15 protein-coding genes are annotated in these 17,184 nt (G+C 53.4%); 12 read left to right on the forward strand and 3 right to left on the reverse strand.

Translation table 11 applies throughout. The features are described from left to right. Positions 1-11 precede the first annotated feature (11 nt). The 3 genes from rplI to rpsF all read right to left on the reverse strand — a co-directional run bounded on the left by rplI (position 12) and on the right by rpsF (position 1,213). Positions 12-455: a 50S ribosomal protein L9 gene (gene rplI / locus GM79_RS07200; RefSeq protein WP_035561436.1), complete on the reverse strand. Its 444-nt coding sequence runs from the start codon at positions 453-455 to the stop codon at positions 12-14. 92 nt (positions 456-547) lie between these two features. Further along, entirely contained in the window at positions 548-781 is a 234-nt protein-coding gene (gene rpsR, locus GM79_RS07205; RefSeq protein WP_035561439.1) for a 30S ribosomal protein S18, read from the reverse strand. Between the two features lie 54 nt (positions 782-835). Next, positions 836-1,213 carry a 30S ribosomal protein S6 gene (gene rpsF, locus GM79_RS07210; RefSeq protein ID WP_035561441.1) on the reverse strand — a complete coding sequence of 126 codons (378 nt, stop codon included), beginning with the start codon at positions 1,211-1,213 and terminating at the stop codon, positions 836-838. 538 nt (positions 1,214-1,751) lie between these two features. Here rpsF and GM79_RS07215 point away from each other — a divergent pair. The 12 genes from GM79_RS07215 (at position 1,752) to GM79_RS07270 (ending at position 17,092) form a co-directional block, all read left to right on the forward strand. Next, positions 1,752-3,098 (forward strand): cytochrome c3 family protein, encoded by a 1,347-nt coding sequence (locus GM79_RS07215; protein WP_081867610.1) that lies wholly within the window; start codon positions 1,752-1,754, stop codon positions 3,096-3,098. Between the two features lie 82 nt (positions 3,099-3,180). Beyond that, positions 3,181-6,249 carry a TAT-variant-translocated molybdopterin oxidoreductase gene (locus GM79_RS07220; RefSeq protein ID WP_035561444.1) on the forward strand — a complete coding sequence of 1,023 codons (3,069 nt, stop codon included), beginning with the start codon at positions 3,181-3,183 and terminating at the stop codon, positions 6,247-6,249. Between the two features lie 30 nt (positions 6,250-6,279). Beyond that, positions 6,280-7,740, forward strand: coding sequence for an NrfD/PsrC family molybdoenzyme membrane anchor subunit (gene nrfD, locus GM79_RS07225; protein WP_235183951.1), 1,461 nt, complete (start codon positions 6,280-6,282; stop codon positions 7,738-7,740). Continuing rightward, positions 7,733-8,260 (forward strand): DUF3341 domain-containing protein, encoded by a 528-nt coding sequence (locus tag GM79_RS07230; RefSeq protein WP_035561447.1) that lies wholly within the window; start codon positions 7,733-7,735, stop codon positions 8,258-8,260. Before nrfD ends, GM79_RS07230 begins: the two co-directional genes overlap by 8 nt. After that, entirely contained in the window at positions 8,260-9,024 is a 765-nt protein-coding gene (locus GM79_RS07235) for a c-type cytochrome (protein ID WP_035561450.1), read from the forward strand. Before GM79_RS07230 ends, GM79_RS07235 begins: the two co-directional genes overlap by 1 nt. A 2-nt stretch (positions 9,025-9,026) precedes the next feature. Beyond that, positions 9,027-10,352 (forward strand): hypothetical protein, encoded by a 1,326-nt coding sequence (locus tag GM79_RS07240; RefSeq protein WP_035561453.1) that lies wholly within the window; start codon positions 9,027-9,029, stop codon positions 10,350-10,352. 102 nt (positions 10,353-10,454) lie between these two features. Then, positions 10,455-11,528 (forward strand): cytochrome c oxidase subunit II, encoded by a 1,074-nt coding sequence (locus GM79_RS07245; RefSeq protein WP_051718619.1) that lies wholly within the window; start codon positions 10,455-10,457, stop codon positions 11,526-11,528. A 31-nt stretch (positions 11,529-11,559) separates the two neighbouring features. Beyond that, positions 11,560-13,437, forward strand: a complete 1,878-nt coding sequence (locus GM79_RS07250; RefSeq protein ID WP_081867620.1) for a cbb3-type cytochrome c oxidase subunit I — start codon at positions 11,560-11,562, stop codon at positions 13,435-13,437. A 125-nt stretch (positions 13,438-13,562) separates the two neighbouring features. After that, positions 13,563-14,702: a COX15/CtaA family protein gene (locus GM79_RS07255; protein ID WP_035561622.1), complete on the forward strand. Its 1,140-nt coding sequence runs from the start codon at positions 13,563-13,565 to the stop codon at positions 14,700-14,702. A gap of 66 nt (positions 14,703-14,768) precedes the next feature. Then, complete coding sequence (gene cyoE, locus GM79_RS07260) at positions 14,769-15,620, forward strand: heme o synthase (protein WP_081867611.1); 852 nt, start codon at positions 14,769-14,771, stop codon at positions 15,618-15,620. A gap of 89 nt (positions 15,621-15,709) precedes the next feature. After that, complete coding sequence (locus tag GM79_RS07265; protein ID WP_035561459.1) at positions 15,710-16,297, forward strand: heme-copper oxidase subunit III; 588 nt, start codon at positions 15,710-15,712, stop codon at positions 16,295-16,297. Between the two features lie 21 nt (positions 16,298-16,318). After that, complete coding sequence (locus GM79_RS07270) at positions 16,319-17,092, forward strand: cytochrome c oxidase subunit 3 (protein WP_035561462.1); 774 nt, start codon at positions 16,319-16,321, stop codon at positions 17,090-17,092. Positions 17,093-17,184: the final 92 nt, after the last annotated feature.

Genomic DNA, 17,184 nt, shown 5'->3' on the forward strand with positions numbered 1-17,184 from the left:
TTGAGTACTAACTACTCAGCTACAACGCGGAAGTTAACCGTGTGTTTAACTTCCTTGTGCAGGTTGGCCGTTGCGGTGAAGTCGCCGGCAGCCGCTGGCTCCTGGTCGAACGACAAACGCTTGCGGTCCACATCCACACCTTTTGCTTTCAGCGCTTCGGCCAATTGCAGGGTGGTTACGCGGCCGAAGATTTTGCCGCTTTCGCCGATTTTGGCGGGAATTTCCAGGAATGCAGCACCAATCTGGTCGGCAATGGCCTGGGCATCGCCCTTGATTTTGTCGGCTTTGTGAGCCGCCTGGCGCACGTTCTCCGCCGTGATTTTTTTATTGGTCTTGTCGGCCAGCATGGCCAAACCCTGCGGCAACAAGAAGTTGCGACCGTAGCCCGATTTCACGGTCACGATGTCGTTCTTGTAGCCGAGGCCCTTAACGTCGTCTTTGAGGATAATTTCCATGTCTTGTTCAGAATGATGAGTTCTGAATTATGAGTTATGAGCTAAGAATTGCCCAGAGAGCAACCCAAAACTCAAAACTTATAACTCATAATTTATTTCAAAGCGTCGGCTACGTAAGGCATCAGAGCCAAGTGGCGGGCCTTTGCGATGGCCTGCGTCACTTTGCGCTGAAACTTCAGGCTGGTGCCGGTGAGACGCCGGGGCAGCACGCGGCCCTGCTCGTTCACGAACTTCAGCAGGAAGTTCGGGTCTTTGTAGTCCACGTACTTAATGCCGTTTTTCTTGAAGCGGCAGTATTTCTTGCGGGTGTCCTGCGGCTTGTTCATAGCCGACCGGTCGTTGTTCCGGTTGTATGCGGGAGTTGCCATGTTACTACTGGGTTATTGGGCTACGCTTTCGGTTTCCTTCGCAGCCTTTTGCAGGTTCATCTCGCCGTTGCGGCGACGGTTGTTATAGTCCACGGCGTGCTTATCGAGCACGGTGGTCAAAAACCGGATGATGCGCTCGTCGCGGCGGAAAGCCAGCTCAAGCACGTCAACAATGTTACCTTGTCCAGTGTACGACAGGCAGTAGTAGTAGCCTGTGTTCTTCTTCTGAATCGGGTAAGCCAGCTTACGCAGGCCCCAGGCTTCAGTGGACAAAATGGCGGCGCTATTTTCCTTAAGCACCTGGGTGAACTTCTCGACCGTCTCTTGCACCTGGCTCTCGTTCAACACGGGAGTTACGATGAAGACCGTCTCGTAATTTCTTACTTCCATTACGACGGGGTGAAAATTTGGGGGTGAAAAAAATTGATTGGGGCGCAAAGGTACTGACTTTCCGCTAGATTGCCAAAGGCAGCATATCCTTCCTTTCAATAGCGGGCCCGTTACCCCATGTAAGCCGGAGCGCTACAGCTGAGGCCTAAAGCAGCGATGAAGCCAACAGTTGGATAGGGCAGGGCCGAACTTACTAACATGAAGCTCATGGCACGGACCGATATGAACAAAGTAGCAATAAGCACGCGCCATACTTTTTTTGTAGAATAATCAACAAAACACCCCGAATTAGGGTTGTCGTTCAGGGATTTATCCGCTGCGCGTTGCTCGGTTTATTCGGAATATGGGAGTTGCGGAATGTAGTCTGGCTGCCAGGGCAGTAATAACCGGCACGCAGGGTGGGAGAGGACTCAAACCCTTCGGGAAAGCCCGGTAAGATTGCCCAGAAATTACCTTTCACTTTTTGCCGCCTACGATTCCTGACCTACATTTGTGGCCTTGAAATGCCCTAGCGTTTCGTTTTACCGTCTATTTTCTTATGAATAGCATTCGACTTCGTACGTTACCTCAACTGTTGCTGGCACTGTTCCTTACGTTTGCCGGCACCCAACACGCTGCCGCTCAACAAGCCGGTGCTGGCGATGTAAACAAAACGGGCGTAGTTCCCGGCGCTACCGACGGTGCTACGGCCGCCATAGCCGTTGACCCGGCAGCGGCCGGGGGCGGGGGCGGCGATGCCGCGGCCATCGCTGCAGGTGATGCGCTTTTCAAAAATAATTGTGCCCAGTGCCACGCCGTCAACGAAGTAGTAGTTGGCCCTGCCTTGTCTGGTATTACCAAGCGGCGCACCATTTCCTGGTTGATTCCGTGGATTAAGAACTCGAGCAAAGTAGTAGCCAGCGGCGATGAATACGCGGTGGCCATCTACAACAAGTACAATAAGCAGCAGATGCCCTCTTTTGCCCTTTCGGATAAAGAGGTTACTTCAATTCTGGCCTGGGTAACCTCGCAGGAAGGTGCTGCTCCCACAGCGGGCGGCGTAACCGCTGGCAACGCGGCAGCAACTGATGGCACAGCCGCCGATGCTGGTGCCGAAGCTGGCGCCGGTAAGTACGTTGACATTCTGCTGATTGTCCTCGTAGTGGTTCTGATTGTGCTGGTTGTAACGCTCGTTATCATCGGTAACCTGATGAAAGATGTGCTGCGGGGCCGCAAAGACCTTGATGGCCGGGACGTTGAAATCCTGGAGCAGCGCTTCGACTGGAGCAAAATGTACCGTTCGCCCATGCTGCGCGGAATTGTAGGGGCAGTATTCGGCATCGTGCTGGTGTATGCCGGGGTGCAAAGCGTGATGGCGGTGGGCTTGTCCCAGGGTTATCAGCCTACCCAGCCCATCGCCTTCTCGCACAAATTGCACGCTGGCGAACACCAGATTAACTGCGCCTACTGCCACACGTCGGTTTACAAGAGCAAGTCGGCCAACATTCCTTCGGCCAACATCTGTATGAACTGCCACTCGCAGATTAAAACGGAGTCGCCGGAAATCAAGAAGATTTACCGTGCCATCGAGCGCAAGCAGCCCATTCAGTGGGTGCGCGTGCACAACTTGCCAGACCTGGCTTACTTCAACCACTCGCAGCACACGCAAGTAGCGGGCCTGCAGTGCCAGACCTGTCACGGTCCCATTCAGAACATGGAGGTTGTGTACCAGTACTCGGCTCTCACCATGGGCTGGTGCATCAATTGCCACCGCGAGATGCCGGTGAACGCCAAAGACAACGCATATTACGACAACCTCGTGAAGCTGCACGACACCAAAAATGCTGGTGCTCCCTTCACCGTGTCGTCGAACGGCGGCACCGAGTGCTCGAAGTGCCACTACTAATATTTTGATTCTTATGCAGTCAGAATGACAACGATTTGTTGCCGACTGACTGCCCAATACTGACTACTGATTACCCTCCCAAATGAAGTACTGGAAAGGAATTGAGGAACTAGAAAACGCCCCGGAATTCATGCAATCAGCTTTTGCTGAGTTCATGCCGGTCAAGGAGAGCCACGAGAGCAAAGATGCTGCCTCGGCTCCTCGTCGCGACTTCCTCAAACTAATGGGTTTTGGTGTGGCTGCGGCTACCTTGGCTTCCTGTGAAGCCCCGGTTCGCAAGGCCATTCCATACCTGAACAAGCCCGAGGAGATTGACCCGTCCATCTCCAACTTCTACGCTTCCACCTACTTCAACGGCTCCGACTACAACGCCGTGTTAGTGAAGACCCGTGAGGGCCGCCCCATCAAGCTGGAAGGCAACCCGGAGTCGCCCATCACCAGCGGTGGTTTGTCGGCGCGGGCCCAGGCAGCGGTGCTGAGTTTGTACGACGGTGGCCGCTTGCAGAATTTTGCCATCAAGTCGGGCAACACCCACGAAAAGGTGGAGCAGGCAGCCCTCGACCAGGCAGTACGCGCCAAACTGGCTGCTACTACGGGCCGCATTGCCATTGTTTCGCCCACCATTATCAGCCCTTCCACCAAGCGGGCAATTGCTGATTTTGCCGCGCGCTACCCCAACACCACGCACGTCATGTACGACGCGCAATCGGTAACGGGGCTGCTGCAGGCTAACGGTGGTGTTGTGCCAGGCTATAATTTCAGCCGGGCCAATGTTATCGTGAGCCTTGGTGCTGACTTCCTGGGTACCTGGATTTCTCCGGTTGAGTACAGCCGGCAGTACGCCATGACCCGCAAGATTAGCCGGGAGAAGCGCTCCATGTCACGCCACTACCAGTTCGAGACGGCGATGTCGCTCAGCGGCTCGAACGCCGACATTCGAGTGCCAGTGAAGCCTTCGGAGATGGGTGCCGTAGCTGTGGCGCTGTACAACGCGGTAACCGGTGGCGGCACTTCCGCCTACAAAAATGATAAACTCACTCAGGCCGCTCGCGACCTGACTGCCAACCGGGGTGCCAGCCTCGTGGTATCGGGTTCAAACGACCCCGCCGTTCAGGCCTTGGTAGCGGCCATCAACCAGGCGCTGGGCAACGTGGGCACTACGGTTGACCTCAACGCTCCGAGCAACGTGCGCCAGGGCGACGACGCCCGCATGGTCGCGCTGGTGAATGACATGAATAATGGCCGCGTTGGCGCAGTTATTTTCTACAACGCCAACCCTGTTTACAACCACCCACTCGGTCAGAAAGTAAAGTCAGGTATCGCCAAAGTGCCCCTGACCATCTCGTTGAATGACCGGTTAGACGAAACCGGCACGCTTTGCCAATACGTTGCTCCCGACAGCCACTGGCTGGAATCGTGGAATGACTACGAGCCCAAGCGCGGCTTCCTGAGCTTGGCGCAGCCTGCTATCACGCCGCTTTTCTCCACCCGTCAGGGCCAGGAAACGCTGTTGCGTTGGGCTGGCAACAATACTAACTATTACAAATACCTCCGCGCTACGTGGCGTGCCATCACCCCAACTGACTCAGCCTGGGACAAGGTGGTGCACGATGGCGTGGCTACCGGCACGGCTCTGGCTGCCGCACCGGCTATGATGGGCGCTGCCATGAGCCCAGCCGCTGCAATTGCTCAGATTGGCCAAGGCCCAAAGGCTGGCGCTAACGCGGTTGAGCTGGCACTGTATGAAAAAGTAGGTTTGGGTGCCGCTGGTTGCGAATCCAATAACCCATTTCTACAGGAATTGCCCGACCCGGTTTCGAAAGCTACCTGGGGCAACTACGTGGCGGTGCCCCGTAAAATGGCGGTTGATAACCAGTGGGAGCAGGGCGACGTTATTAAAGTAACGGCTAATGGCTATTCCATCGAACTGCCCGTTCTGATTCAGCCGGGCCAGACCAATGGTACCGTAAGCATAGCGCTGGGCTATGGCCGCACCCTGGCTGGCAAAGCCGGTAATTTGGTAGGTGCCAATGCTGCCCCGCTGGCCATGGCTACGGCCAACGGCCTGATGTTTAATAACGTGGTGACGCTGGCAAAGACCGATGCCACCTCACCCATTGCCCAAACGCAGACGCACCACACCATCATGGACCGCAAGCCGGTGGTGCAGGAGAACACGCTGGCGCAGTACATCAAAAACCCCAGTGAGGTAACCGAGTACGAGAAGGTTTCTACTCCTGACGGTTTGGAGAAGCCCAACAAGGTTTCGCTGTGGCAGGATTACCAGTACAACAACCACCACTGGGGCATGGCCGTGGACCTCAACTCGTGCATCGGGTGCGGCGCGTGCGTGATTGGCTGCCAGACTGAGAACAATATCGCCGTAGTGGGCAAGCAGGAGGTAATTAACCGCCGCGAAATGCACTGGATGCGCATTGACCGCTACTACAGCTCGGACCACCACAAGGACGAGTTTGAAACGGTGGGCAAAGTAGGGACTTACACGGCCATGGAAGACCCTTCGGACAACCCGCAGGTGATTTTCCAGCCGATGATGTGCCAGCAGTGCAACCACGCACCTTGCGAAACGGTGTGCCCCGTACTGGCTACCACGCACAGCTCGGAAGGTCTCAACCAAATGACCTACAACCGGTGCATCGGTACCCGCTACTGCGCCAACAACTGCCCGTACAAAGTGCGGCGCTTCAACTGGTTCTCGTACTACTCCAACGAGAAGTTCGAAACCGTGAACGGCCACATGTTCACCGACCTGGGCCGCATGGTGCTCAACCCCGACGTAACTGTTCGGGCCCGTGGCGTGATGGAGAAATGCTCGTTCTGCGTGCAGCGCATTCAGTTGGGCAAGCTCGAAGCCAAGAAGCAGAAGCGCCGTCCCATGGATGGGGAGATTGTTTCGGCTTGTGCCCAGTCCTGCCCCACCGAAGCTATCGTGTTCGGCGACATGCGCGACCCCAATAGCCGCATCAGCCAACTGTTGCGCCGCGAGGATGGCGAGCGGGCTTTCCACGCCTTGGAATCCATCAACGTCCAGCCGAACGTTACTTATCTGACCAAGATTCGGAATGCGGAATCGGAGTTCTTTGCTAAGGAAGAGCCAGAGTACATCAAGTACGACGAGGCCAAATCCTAAGAAGCTTAATAATCACAAACTTATAAGATTATGCAGCACGTATCAGCCGTACGCGAACCACTCGTAACCGGGGGTAAGACGTTACACGACGTAACGCAAGACATCTGCTATCAGGTAGAAGCCAAGCCCAACATTCGTTGGATGGCGGCCCTGAGCGTGGCGCTGTTTTTCCTGGGTGTTTTCTTCTATTCCGTCTACCGCACCGTATGGTTCGGCATCGGAGAGTGGGGCCTCAACAAAACCGTAAACTGGGCTTGGGACATCACCAACTTCGTGTGGTGGGTAGGTATTGGCCACGCCGGCACGCTGATTTCAGCTGTGCTGCTGCTGTTCCGTCAGAAGTGGCGGTCGTCCATCAACCGGGCCGCCGAGGCAATGACCATTTTTGCTGTAATCTGCGCAGCGATGTTCCCGGTACTGCACATGGGCCGTCCGTGGCTGGCATTCTGGGTGTTCCCATTGCAAAACACTTACGGTTCGCTGTGGGCGAACTTCAATTCGCCGCTGCTCTGGGACGTATTTGCTATTTCGACCTATTTCACGGTGTCGCTGGTATTCTGGTACATCGGTCTGATTCCTGATTTTGCTACCATCCGGGACCGTGCTAAGGGCACGATTGCCAAATTCAGTTATTCGATGCTGAGCTTTGGCTGGAAAGGCTCAGCTAAGGCTTGGTCGCGTTACGAAACAGTTTCGCTGATTCTGGCTGGTGTTTCGACCCCACTGGTGCTTTCGGTGCACACCATCGTATCGATGGACTTTGCCACGTCGATTGTACCGGGCTGGCACACCACTATTTTCCCGCCCTACTTCGTGGCCGGCGCTATCTTCTCTGGTTTTGCGATGGTGCTTACGTTGATGCTGATTACCCGCGTGGTATTCCGTCTCGAAGACTACATCACCCTGGAACACATTGCCCTCATGAATAAAATCATGATGGTAACGGGCTCTATCGTAGGTGTGGCTTACATCACGGAGTTCTTCATTGCTTGGTATTCGCAGGTTGAATTTGAGCAGTACGCCTTTATCAACCGGGCTACCGGTCCTTACTGGTGGGCATATGCGGCCATGATGACCTGCAACGTAATTACGCCGCAGCTAGTGTGGATTCGTCGCGTGCGCTACAGCATTCCGCTCACGTTTGTGCTTTCGATTATTGTGAACATCGGTATGTGGTTCGAGCGTTTTGTAATCATCGTAACCTCGCTGCACCGCGACTACCTGCCGTCGAGCTGGGCCATGTTCTCGCCTTCGATTATCGACATCGGCCTGTATGTGGGCACGCTGGGCTTGTTCTTCACGCTGTTCCTGCTCTTCGCCAAGTTCTTTCCCGTCATTAACATGGCCGAGGTGAAAACCATCCTGAAATACACGGTGGACAACGGTCCGACTTACAACCCCAAACGGGCCGCTCACGCGACGCCCGCACCTCAACCTGCCATTCACGGGGCTCCTGCTTCGGCACCCGTAAACTACAATAAGCATGACTAAGCGCTATGCCCTCGGCATCTTCGAAGACGAAGACGTGCTGCTGCACGCCGTAGAAAACGTTCGCGCCGCCGGTGTGAAGATTCACGACGTGTTTTCGCCCTATCCCGTGCACGGAATCGACGATGCCCTCGGCATCGAACGTTCGCGTCTGCCCATCGCGGCCTTCTTCTTCGGCATGACGGGCCTGGCCTTCGCGCTCTGGATGCAGATTTATATGTTGGGTTTCGACTGGCCGATGAATATTGGTGGTAAGCCGCACATCGCGCTGCCCGCCTTCATTCCGGTCGCGTTCGAGCTGACAGTGTTTTTCACTTGCCACGGCATGGCTATCACTTTCTTCACCATTACGGGGCTATACCCGCGTTTCAAGGTGCCGGTGATGGACGTGCGAGCGACCGACGACAAGTTTGTAATGGCCATCGAACTGGACGAATCCAGTTCGCAATTACCCCAGTTGACCCAATTGCTGCGCGATAATGGCGCTTCAGAAGTCAACCAAAAAGAAATGACCACCAAATAATGAAGCATCCGCTGAACCTGAGCTTGCGCGTTTCGGCGCTGCTGCTGTCCGTAGGGCTGGCCTCTTCCTGTACGCCCCGTCCCGACGACCCCGGCCTCGAATACGCGCCGGAGATGTATGAATCGATTCCATACGAGCCCTTGAGGCAGTCAAACTTCAACAAAGTTAACGCTTTCGGTATCAATCAGCGTACGCCGCCAATTGCCACTGTTCCAGTTGGTAAGCTAGACTACTACAATCACATTCCCAAAGACAGTGTCGGGATTGCTGAGCGTACGTTGCGCAACCCTTTTGCTTACACCAAAGCCAATTTGGAAGAAGGTAAAGTGCTGTACACGCGTATTTGCTCACACTGCCATGGAGAAGAAGGGGCTGGCAACGGCCCAGTAGGAGTGAAGTTTAAAGGCGTGCCCAATTACACGGCCGGCGCCTACAAAACCATGAACGATGGCCACATTTACCACGTCATCCAGTGGGGACGCAACCGCATGATGCCCCACGGTTCAATCGTGAATCCGGAAGAGCGGTGGAAAATTGCGATGTACGTGCGCGTTTTGCAGCGCGGCGAAGGTCCGGATGGATTGAGCAAACTCATTGCTAAAGGCCCAACCTCCACCGTAAACGATTCAACGGAAATGACTGACCGGGCCAATCAGGCCCCCGTGGGTCAGGCCCAGGCTGATAAGGGTTCCGCAACTCCCGGCCAGGGTGGAACCATCGCTCCCAACGGTTCCGGCGTCACTTATTTCCCCGGCAACAAATAACTATGGCAACTCTGACGCATCAAAATAGCGCCACGGCTGAACAGCTCGTTGTTACGGCCGGCGCCCGTAAGACTTTTATCACCATCATCGTTGCCGGTGTGGTGCTCCTCATCATTGGTTTGCTTGCCTCCATTTTCCACATCGGGGAAGGAGAGCATGCAGCGGCAGGTGAAGCCGCCGGCCACGCTGGTGCCGCTGCTGCACACGGCGCCGAGCACCACGAAGGCAGCCCCGTTTGGCTTAAGCGTCTACTGGTTAGCCTATGGCACAGCAACGTGTTTTTTCTGGGTGTGTCCACCATTGGTACCGTTTTCGTTGCCATCAATTACGTAGCGTACGCCGGATGGTCCGTAATGATTAAGCGAATCGCGGAAGCGCTGAGTGCTTGGGTAATTCCGGGGGCTGCCATTATGCTGGTAGTTTTCCTGCTGGGTCGCCACGATATTTTCCACTGGACCCATGAGGGCATCATGGAAAAAGGCAGCGCCAACTACGATGCCATCATTGCGGGCAAAAGCGGGTTTCTAAACCTGCCGTTCTATCTCATTCGAACCGTTGTTTATCTTGGTATCTGGGCATTTTTCAGCTGGAAACTTCGTCAGCTTTCGCTGGCCGAAGACCAGTTGGGTGGTACCGTTTGGTTTCACAAGAGCATCAATGCTTCAGCACTGTTCTTGGTCTTGTACGCCGTAACCTCGTCAATGTCGGCTTGGGACTGGGTGATGTCGGTTGACCCTCACTGGTTCAGCACCATGTTCGGCTGGTACGTATTCGCTTCTTGGTGGGTATCGGGCATCGCTGCTATTGCACTTACCGCTATTTTCCTGAAACAAGCAGGCTACCTGCGGGCTTTAACATCCAACCACCTGCACGACTTGGGTAAGCTGATGTTTGGTTTCAGCATCTTCTGGACCTACGTATGGTTTTCGCAGTTCATGCTGATTTGGTACGCTAACCTGCCTGAAGAAGCTGTTTACTTCAATCAGCGCCTCGGGGGCTTTGAAGGCCGCTATACGGGCATGTTCTTTTTCAACCTGGTCATCAACTTCTTGTTTCCCTTCCTGGGGCTGATGACCCGCGATGCCAAGCGCCAAATGATTATCATGAAAATCGTTTGTATTGCCATCTTGGTTGGGCACTGGTCCGACTTTTATTTGATGCTAATGCCGGGCACTTTGAAGGGTGAAAACGGGTTTCTTATTGAGATTGGAGTAGCGGCTATTTTCCTCGGTGCTTTCCTGATTTTGTTTACGCGCCGCTTGGCCTCTGCTTCCCTTGTTCCGGTTCATCACCCTTTCCTGGACGAAAGTGTTCACCACACTACTTAATTTTCTTAGAACGGAGATTTTAGAACGCAGAACTCGGACTTTTCCTGTTTGAGATTGTTGTCCAGTTCTAAACTCTAAGCTCTCGACTCTAATATCTAAAAAATGACAGCTCTTACTATTTTGCTGGTGCTTGTGTTACTGCTGGTCGTTTTCGCCATGCTGTTCCGCCTGCAAATTTTCACCTCTATTTTTTCGGGTACTTTCACTCGTGACATTGGTATGAGTAATAGCGTAAATGCTATTCTGATGCTGGTATTTCTGGTGTTTGGAGGTGCTTGGTTCGCTTATTCTTTTGTTGAAAATTTCAATAAGATGAATCCACCCATTGCCTCTATTCACGGGCATGAGATGGAGCGCATGTTTTGGATTACGATGGCAGTAATTGGTGTTGCTTTCGCTATCACCCAATCCTTATTGTTCGTTTATTCCTACAAATACCAATACAAAGAAGGCCGCCGTGCTTACTTCTTCTCTCACAACAACAAGATTGAAGTAATCTGGACTGTGATTCCGGCCATTGTAATGGCGGCTCTGATTTTTGCCGGTTGGAAGGCATGGACCCGCATCACTGGCCCCGCTCCTAAGGATTCTGTGGTAGTGGAACTGATGGGCAAGCAGTTCAACTGGTTGGTTCGTTACCCCGGCCGTGACATGAAGCTGGGCGTAGTTAACTACCGCATGATTGACGCGGTAAACGAGTTTGGTTTTGACTTGAGCGATAAATCGGCGCTTGATGACTTCACTACCAACGAAATCCACGTTCCCAAAGGCGTCCCAGTGTTGATTAAGATTCGTTCGCGCGATGTGTTGCACGCGGTTTACATGCCCCATTTCCGGGTACAGATGTACGCCGTACCGGGTATGCCTACGCGGTTCTGGTTTACACCAACGATGACGACCGACGAGATGCGTGCCAAATTGGGTAACCCTGGCTTTAACTATGAGCTGGCTTGCAATCAGATATGCGGCGGCAGCCACTTCGCCATGAAGGCCACGGTTATTGTGGATGAGCCGGATGATTACCAAAACTGGTACGCCGCGCAGGAGTCCTTTGCAAAGAAAAACCCGGAGGTGCTGGCAGCCCTCAAACAGAAGCCCGCTTCAATGGTTTCACAAGCAACAACTCCTGCCGAAACCAAAGAAGTAGCTCCTGCTCCTTTAGCGGCTTCCTACTAATCACAATTAACGGTATCCCTTTATGTCAGACATGGCAGCCAAACCCAATCTTTCGCCTGGCGTGCAAACGCAGGGTGGTATTGGTACCGCAGCAGTGCCCGCTACTGAGCACGGTGAACACCTGCATCACGATGAGCACGAACATCACGACCAACATTGGCTGTGGAAGTACGTTTTCAGCCAGGACCACAAGCAAATTGCCAAGCAGTTCCTGATTACGGGCATGCTCTGGGCCATCTTGGGTGGCTTGCTGTCGAGCTTGTTTCGTTTGCAGTTAGGTTGGCCCGAAGGCTCGATGGAATGGCTGAAGCCTTTCCTGGGCAAATGGATTGAAGCCGGAAAGCTTAACCCAGAATTCTACTTGGCGCTCGTCACTATGCACGGTACCATTATGGTATTCTTCGTGCTCACTGCTGGCCTAAGCGGTACCTTTTCCAACTTCCTGATTCCATTGCAAGTTGGAGCCCGCGACATGGCTTCGGGTTTCATGAACATGCTTTCGTACTGGTTCTTCTTCCTGTCGAGCATCGTGATGCTGTCATCGCTGTTCATCGAAACCGGTCCCGCTTCTGCTGGCTGGACAATTTACCCGCCACTCAGTGCGTTGCCTCAGGCCATCCCTGGCTCAGGTTCCGGCATGACGCTTTGGCTGGTAAGCATGGCTTTGTTCATTGTTTCTCAGCTCTTGGGTGGTGTGAACTACGTGACCACGGTTATCAACATGCGGACCCGAGGAATGAGCATGAGCAAATTGCCCCTCACCATTTGGGCATTTTTCCTCACTGCGATTCTAGGTATTCTTTCGTTTCCAGTGCTGTTTTCAGCGGCCTTGCTGCTGATTTTTGACCGCTCTTTCGGTACATCATTTTTCCTGTCCGATATCTATATTGCTGGTCAGGCACTCAGCAATCAGGGCGGCTCGCCGGTTTTGTTCCAGCATTTGTTCTGGTTCCTGGGTCACCCCGAGGTTTATATCGTGATTATGCCTGCCATGGGCATGGTATCGGAAGTACTGGCAACCAATGCCCGCAAGCCTATTTTCGGCTACCGCGCCATGATTGGTTCGCTTATTGGCATTTCACTGCTCTCGTTCGTCGTGTGGGCTCACCACATGTTCGTTACGGGTATGAACCCCTTCCTTGGTTCGGTCTTCATGTTCCTGACGCTGATTATCGCTGTGCCTTCAGGCGTGAAAGTGTTCAACTGGCTGGCGACTCTGTGGCGCGGTAACATCCGATTCACGGCCGCAATGCTGTTCTCTATCGGCTTTGTATCGCTGTTTATTTCGGGTGGTTTGACGGGCATCATTCTGGGTAATGCTACGCTCGACATACAGATGCACAATACTTACTTTGTGGTAGCTCACTTCCACTTGGTAATGGGTAGCTCGGCCTTCTTTGGTCTGTTTGCCGGTGTGTATCACTGGTTCCCGAAGATGTTTGGCCGGATGATGGATGAGAAGTTGGGCTACATCCACTTCTGGTTGACTTTTGCTGGCGTTTACCTCGTGTTCATGCCCATGCATTACGTTGGCATCGCCGGTTTCCCCCGTCGTTACTACGCTTGGACTGGTTTCGATGCCTTCTCGCAGTTTGCTGACATGAACAAGTTCATCTCGGTAGCAGCCATTATTGCCTTCTTAGGTCAGTTCATCTTCATCTTCAACTTCTTTTACAGCATCTACCGCGGCCGTCGGGCCACCCAGAACCCTTGGAACTCGACCACGCTAGAGTGGACGACGCCCGTCAATCCTGGGCACGGCAACTGGCCTGGTGAGATTCCGGCTGTTTACCGCTGGCCTTATGATTATAGCAAGCCGGGTTCCGATGTGGATTTCATTCCTCAGAACGTGCCATATTCGAAAACGCAGTCTTCAAATCTGCCTTACGAGCAGGAAATAGCTGAATAATTCATCCAGTTAGTGAAGTCCCAAGACGGGCCGCCCAATCGGCGGCCCGTTTTTTTTATGAGATTTCCGTATAATTTTAACGGAAACGAAAGACTAATGAGTGAGGATAATTGTTGATAAGGAGGATGGATAATTTACATATTAGCCCTGCGGTTAAACGGTTTCGGTTCGTCGGTATTTTGACCGTTGTTTCAGTTTATCTGCTTATTCTGGTGGGGGGCGTTGTGCGGAGTACTGGCAGTGGAATGGGTTGCCCGGACTGGCCCAAGTGCTTCGGGCAGTGGATTCCCCCAACCGAAGCCCGCCAGTTGCCCGCCGATTACAAGGAAATCTACACCGCACAGCGGGTTGCCAAAAATAAGAAGCTGGCCCAAACCCTTGAGAAACTTGGGTTCTCACAGGTAGCCGGAGATATTTTCGCGCATCCGACCCAGTACATCGAAACGGATTTCAATCCGGTTAAAACCTGGATTGAATATTTAAACCGTTTATTAGGCGCTCTAATTGGGGTTTTTGTTTTCCTGACGGTTGTTTTTGCGGTTCCTTACTGGCGCCGTGACCGTCCTGTTTTTTGGTTAGCATTTGGTTCTTTTCTGCTGACAGGTGTTCAGGGTTACTTGGGTTCATTGGTGGTTTCAACCAACCTGCTGCCCGTGATGGTAACAATCCACATGGCATTGGCTCTGGTAATCGTGGCCATGCTATTGTATGCGGTTGACCGGGCGCAGTGGCAGATTGAGCAGGTTAGTTTCGCTCAAACAGAAGCTGATGCTAGCGCAAATTTGAAATTACAAACTCCCAATGGCAGTCTGCAATGGGGACTGTTGGCGGCTCTTGCGCTTACGTTTTGGCAGATAATACTGGGTACGCAAGTTCGGGAACAAGTGGACATGGTAGCCGACGCGACGGCGGGGCTGGGTCGGGATACCTGGGTGGCCCAGTTGGGCTCTGTTTTTAATGTGCATCGCACGGTTTCGGCCGTGGTACTGCTGCTGAATATTTATGTTTGTTACGAGTTGGGGCAACTCGCCCGGCCACGTCTGAGTCGTTTGGCGGTTTTGATATTGGGTGTGGTTGGGCTTGAAATCCTGGCCGGCATCGTCTTGGCTTATTTTGCGTTGCCAGCCGTTGTCCAGCCCGTGCATTTGGTACTGGCTACCGTTTTGTTTGGGGCCCAATTTATCGCGGTGCTGGCAGTGGCACGGGCGCGGAAAACTCCGCAAACAATTGCGCCTACAGATGCCCCCCATCGGGTTGTTGCGTAACTTTGCGGCCCCGTTGGGGCAAGGCTCGCTAATCTGAGCCCCGCGATGATATTTTTACTTGTATTAATGGTCAAGGCCCGCGCCTATTTTCAGCTGCTTAAATTCCGGCTTTCGCTCACGGTGGCCTTTTCGAGCGCCATCGGATATATGTTGGGGGCGCGGGACTTTGGCTGGGGGCAGGCCTTGCTGGTCATGCTGGGCGGCTTGCTCGTGACCGGCTCCGCAAACATAATCAACCAGATTCATGAGCGGGAGCTGGACAAGCTGATGACACGCACCGCCCAGCGCCCCCTGCCGCTCGGAATTATCTCGCCGGCCGAGGGCTGGGTTTTTTGCGTGCTGTTGGGCGTGAGCGGTTTGTTATTGCTGACCTATTGCTTTAACCCGCTCACGGCTGCGCTCTCGTTGCTTTCGCTGATTTTATATGGTTTTGTTTATACGCCGCTCAAAACCATTTCGCCCATCTGTGTGGCCGTGGGGGCTATTCCGGGCGGTTTGCCTCCGCTCATCGGTTGGGTGGCGGCCACCGGATACCTCGGCGTGGAAGCCTGGGTGCTCTTTGGTATTCAGTTTATGTGGCAGTTTCCGCACTTCTGGGCCATTGCCTGGGTAGCCGATGATGACTACAAACGGGCTGGATTTAAGATGCTGCCTTCGCCCGGTAACCGGGACATCCGTACGGCTTTCCAGATAATGACCTACACGTTGCTTCTGATTCCGTTGAGCCTGATGCCGCTGGTGTTCAAGATATCGGGCACCTGGTCAGCACTCGTGGCAGTGGTATGCGGTGTCCTTTTTCTGTTGCTCACCGTGCAGCTCATGCGTACGCAGTCCCGCAAGGCGGCCCTGCGCATCATGTTTGCCTCCTTTCTCTATTTACCCATCGTACAAATTGCGCTGGTATTGGACAAAATGTAGTGGTTAATTGTTAATGATTAGTGGTGAATGCTGCTATCAAACCCAGAACGTTGTTCACCACCAACCATCAATAACTAACTACTAAAAGTATGAATCCTTCTGAAACATTATCCGATAAGGAAGTAGGCCTCGGCTGGCACCCCAAGCGCGTGCTGCTCGTCCTGCTTATTTTCAGTATTGTTATGATGTTTGCTGCCTTCACCAGCGGCTACATTGTGCGGCGCGACGAAGGTAATTGGCGCGAATTCGACCTGCCTTTCTCTCTGCTTATCAATTCCATCATAATTGGCCTGAGCAGTGCCAGCCTGCAATGGGCTTATGCCTCAGCTCGTAAGGACGAAATTGGGCGTGTGAAAACGGGGATGATTATCACCTTGGGGTTGGGCCTGGCTTTCCTCGTGGGCCAGTATTTCAGCTTTGGCGATTTGGTGGCTGGTAACACTTATTTTGGCGGTGCCGACGCCAATCCTTCCGGTTCGTTCGTGTACGTGATAATGGGCGTGCATGCTTTTCACCTCGTTACCGGCCTGGTTTTTCTGGCCGTTGTTCTGAAGCGAGTCCTTAGTTATCAGGTGCATTCGCGGGCCTTGCTCTCCATCGGAAATGCCACTTTGTACTGGCACTTCCTAGGCGGGCTTTGGCTGTACCTGTATTTGTTCTTACTTTTGAACCACTAAAACGACGTTACGCTGTCCGCTATGGCCCAACCCACCACTTTGCAGCCCCCTGCTGCCTCCGCTACTCAAGACGCTCCACGCACTGGCAACTGGGATGGCGGCAACGAACCATTCAAGGCGAGCTACGGCAAGCTGATGATGTGGTTCTTCCTTCTTTCTGATGCCTTTACCTTCGCTGCCTTTCTAACCACTTACGGCCTCATCCGTCACAAGCACGAAGTGTTTACCGGAGCGGCGGAAAAATTCGTCTTCAGTACCCGCTGGTGGCCGGTTCCGGATAAAGTGTTCAATGCTTTTCCAGGCCTGCATGGCATGGACGTGCCCCTGGGCTTCGTGGCGTTGATGACCATGATTCTGATTCTGAGCTCTGTGACGATGGTGCTGGCTGTAGAAGCGGGCCATCGCATGGACAAGAACGATGTGCAAAAGTGGTTGTTGTGGACCATTCTGTTTGGTACTACTTTCTTGTTGAGCCAGGCGTGGGAGTGGAGTCACTTTATCCACGGTTCGGAGAAGGGTATGCTCATGGCCGATGGCAGCACGTTTTACGGCGCCAACCTGCAGGTGAATGAATACGGTCCGGTGCTTTTTGCTGACTTGTTTTTCTTCATCACCGGCTTTCACGGCACCCACGTTTTTTCGGGGGTGTGCTTGCTGATTTGGTGCTTCATTGCCACTTCCAACGGCACATTCCACAAGCGGGGCCATTACGAAATGATTGAGAAAATCGGTCTGTATTGGCACTTTGTAGACTTGGTGTGGGTATTCGTGTTCACCTTCTTCTACCTCGTATAATTTGTCGTGCCAGGAAGTAGCACCGCCCAGCGCAGTGCTGCTTCGCTTATTCCTAACACTAGCGGCGCTGCGGGCTGAGGAGGTTGCAAGAC

The sequence above is a fragment of the Hymenobacter sp. IS2118 genome, assembly GCF_000715495.1.
In the GTDB taxonomy this organism is placed as follows: Bacteria; Bacteroidota; Bacteroidia; order Cytophagales; family Hymenobacteraceae; genus Hymenobacter.

Bases quoted from the DNA above. Each gene is read 5' to 3' on its own strand.
- rplI (WP_035561436.1), bottom strand. From the start codon at position 455: ATGGAAATTATCCTCAAAGACGACGTTAAGGGCCTCGGCTACAAGAAC.
- rpsR (WP_035561439.1), bottom strand. From the start codon at position 781: ATGAACAAGCCGCAGGACACCCGCAAGAAATACTGCCGCTTCAAGAAA.
- rpsF (WP_035561441.1), bottom strand. From the start codon at position 1,213: ATGGAAGTAAGAAATTACGAGACGGTCTTCATCGTAACTCCCGTGTTG.
- GM79_RS07215 (WP_081867610.1), top strand. From the start codon at position 1,752: ATGAATAGCATTCGACTTCGTACGTTACCTCAACTGTTGCTGGCACTG.
- GM79_RS07220 (WP_035561444.1), top strand. From the start codon at position 3,181: ATGAAGTACTGGAAAGGAATTGAGGAACTAGAAAACGCCCCGGAATTC.
- nrfD (WP_235183951.1), top strand. From the start codon at position 6,280: ATGCAGCACGTATCAGCCGTACGCGAACCACTCGTAACCGGGGGTAAG.
- GM79_RS07230 (WP_035561447.1), top strand. From the start codon at position 7,733: ATGACTAAGCGCTATGCCCTCGGCATCTTCGAAGACGAAGACGTGCTG.
- GM79_RS07235 (WP_035561450.1), top strand. From the start codon at position 8,260: ATGAAGCATCCGCTGAACCTGAGCTTGCGCGTTTCGGCGCTGCTGCTG.
- GM79_RS07240 (WP_035561453.1), top strand. From the start codon at position 9,027: ATGGCAACTCTGACGCATCAAAATAGCGCCACGGCTGAACAGCTCGTT.
- GM79_RS07245 (WP_051718619.1), top strand. From the start codon at position 10,455: ATGACAGCTCTTACTATTTTGCTGGTGCTTGTGTTACTGCTGGTCGTT.
- GM79_RS07250 (WP_081867620.1), top strand. From the start codon at position 11,560: ATGGCAGCCAAACCCAATCTTTCGCCTGGCGTGCAAACGCAGGGTGGT.
- GM79_RS07255 (WP_035561622.1), top strand. From the start codon at position 13,563: ATGGATAATTTACATATTAGCCCTGCGGTTAAACGGTTTCGGTTCGTC.
- cyoE (WP_081867611.1), top strand. From the start codon at position 14,769: ATGGTCAAGGCCCGCGCCTATTTTCAGCTGCTTAAATTCCGGCTTTCG.
- GM79_RS07265 (WP_035561459.1), top strand. From the start codon at position 15,710: ATGAATCCTTCTGAAACATTATCCGATAAGGAAGTAGGCCTCGGCTGG.
- GM79_RS07270 (WP_035561462.1), top strand. From the start codon at position 16,319: ATGGCCCAACCCACCACTTTGCAGCCCCCTGCTGCCTCCGCTACTCAA.